At 76.6% G+C, this 2,498-nt stretch carries 2 protein-coding genes; one reads left to right on the top strand and one right to left on the bottom strand.

The features are described from left to right. The first annotated feature begins 128 nt into the window (after positions 1-128). On the top strand, positions 129-1,253 hold the full coding sequence (locus FM076_RS28500) for a GNAT family N-acetyltransferase (protein WP_243275136.1): 1,125 nt from the start codon (positions 129-131) through the stop codon (positions 1,251-1,253). Between the two features lie 148 nt (positions 1,254-1,401). Here FM076_RS28500 and FM076_RS28495 read toward each other — a convergent pair. After that, positions 1,402-2,498: glycoside hydrolase family 26 protein (locus FM076_RS28495; RefSeq protein WP_180217856.1), on the bottom strand; the 1,097-nt coding region annotated here is incomplete at its 5' end.

Raw genomic sequence — 2,498 nt, 5'->3', positions numbered from 1 at the left:
CGGTGATCTCCCCTCTGCCCCCGGCCGCGCGCCGCAACGCCCCGGTCCCGCGCCGCAAACTGGCGGGCCCCGTCCTCTCCCCCTGGCGCGGCGGGCACAGCGAGGCGTCGGGGCGTCCGCCCGCGCGGCTGACCGCCACCCTGTGCCGCGCCGAGGAGCAGTTCGCCGGGCTGGCCGGCGACTGGGACGGGCTGCGCCGGCGGAACCGCTCGGCCACGCCCTTCACCAGTCACACCTGGCTCGCCTCGTGGTGGCGCTCCTACGGGCAGGGCGGCCGGCTGCGGATCGTCCTGGTGCGCGAGAACGGCCGGCTGGTGGCCGCCGCGCCGCTGATGCTCGTCCACCGGCCGCTGCCCGCGCTGGTCCCGCTGGGCGGTCCCATCTCCGACTACCAGGACGTGCTGCTCGACGACGGCTGCCCGCGCGCGGCCGACGCGCTCGCGCGGGCGCTGTACGCGGCCTCCCGCAGCGCGGTGATCGATCTGCGCGAGGTGCGTCCCGGCGGGGCTGCCGAACGCCTGTACGCGGCCTGGCCGGGCGCCCGCAGACGGCTGACCGACTCGCCCTGCCTGGAGCTGCCGGGCGTCCCCATGGAGGAGATGCTGCGCCGCCTCGCTCCGGCCAGCGCCAAACGCACCCGCCGCAAGCTGCGCCGCATCGACGAGCTGGGCATCGAGGCGCACGCCGTGACCGGGGAGCGGGTGGCGGACGCGGTACGCACCATGCTGCGGCTGCACGAGCGCCAGTGGGAGGGCCGGGGGGTGACGCCCGAACACCTCAGGCCCCGTTTCGTCGCCCATCTGGTGCGCGCCACCGCGCGGTTGGCCGCCGACGGGGACGCGACGGTGACCGAGTACCGGATCGGGGACCGGGTCGCCGCCTGCGACATCGCCTTCACCTCGCCGGACCTGGTGTGCGGCTATCTGTACGGAGCGGACCCGGCGCTGCGCGAGCGGAAGGTGGACATCGCGACGATGCTGCTGCGGCACGACGCGCACTTCGCGTCCGCCACCGGCAGGGGGACGCTGAGTCTGCTGCGCGGCACCGAACCGTACAAGCAGCGCTGGCAGCCGGTGACCTCGGTCAACCGGCGCTACCTGCTGGCCCGCCGGGAGCTGGCACCCGTGCTGGAGCTGCACGCGGCGCAGGCGGCGGCCCGGGACCTGGCGGCCGGCGCGCTGCGCGAGCACGGCGCGTCCGGAAGGGCGTGCACGCTGCTGAGCCGGGCGGCCGGCCTGCGGGCGGGTCGGTGACGGCATGACGTCATCCGGTACGACGACGCGACGCGGTACGGCGGAACGGCCGGGCCGGACGGGCGGCGACCGGTCGGGCGGTGACCCGTCGGGCGGTGGTCGGACAGGTGACGGCCGGTCATGCGGCGGGCCGTCAGGCGGCGGCCCGTCAGGTGAGCAGGGTGCGCAGCCAGTCGAGCCGGACGCAGTGCCGGCCGGCCTCCCAGCAGCGCTCCCACCACGGGCGCGGCGGCGCGGGCCGGTCGGTGGGCCGGGGCGGACGCGGGGGCACGGGGGGCCGGGACTCCTCCGGGGGCCGGTGCGGCGGAGGGGGACCCGGCGGGGGCGTGGCCTGCGGTGGGGTGGCCTTCGGGGGCTGCTTCGGCCACGGCGGGGCTGGCGGTGGCTGGTCGTGCAGGGTCGCCCGGTAGGCCGCCGCCGAGCGCGGGTTGTCCCGGCACTGCCACACCCCGTGGGGACAGTAGTCGCTGATGGTCTGGTACAGCGGCCGGTGCCGGGCCATCCAGGCGAGCATGCGGCGCATGTAGTCGGCGTTGTCGCCGTTGCGGAACAGGCCCCACTCCGGGTACGAGACGGGTTTGCCGTGCCGCGCGGCGAAGTCGACCTGGGCCTGGAGCCCGTACGGTTCCCGCACCTGCTCGGCGAAGGGCATGCCCTCGGGCTGGTCGTAGGCGTCCATGCCGAGCACGTCCACCACGTCGTCCCCCGGGTAGCAGCGGGTCCAGCCGATGGCGTCCCGGCCGCGGCTGGGCGCGAAGTCGAAGCGGAACCGCTGGCCGGGCACGGACCGCATGACCGTCACGATGCGGCGCCAGTACCGCCGCCACGCCCCGGGGTCCGGGGCGCAGCGGTGCGTGTAGGTGGTGCCGTTCATCTCCCAGCCGAGCACCAGGACGGTGTCCGCGAGCCGCCGCTCCACCAGGCGCGCCGCCAGGGTGCGGAAGTGGCCGTCGAACCCGCCGCCGGCTCCTCGGCGCAGCAGCGCGCGGACCTCCGCGTCGGGCAGTCCCGCCTCGCTGCGGGCCAGCATCGGCACGTTGAGCACGAACAGCCGCGCGGCCTGAGCGCGGCGCCAACGCGCCCACGGCTCCAGGAACTCCGGCCGCCCCTCGATGTCCGCCCACAGGCGGCCGGGCAGGTAGGTGTGGCCGACCCGCAGCGTGGTGTCGCCGCCCAGCCACTCCTCCATGCCGTGCATCCGGCGCACCCCGTCCGGGCCGGAGCCGAGGAACGCGCCCGCCACCC

It is taken from the genome of Streptomyces albus subsp. chlorinus (genome assembly GCF_013302895.1).
GTDB classification, from domain to species: domain Bacteria; phylum Actinomycetota; class Actinomycetes; order Streptomycetales; family Streptomycetaceae; genus Streptomyces; species Streptomyces chlorinus.
Note: the sequence above shows the minus strand (reverse complement) of the source record. Positions and strands in the feature narration are given on the sequence as shown.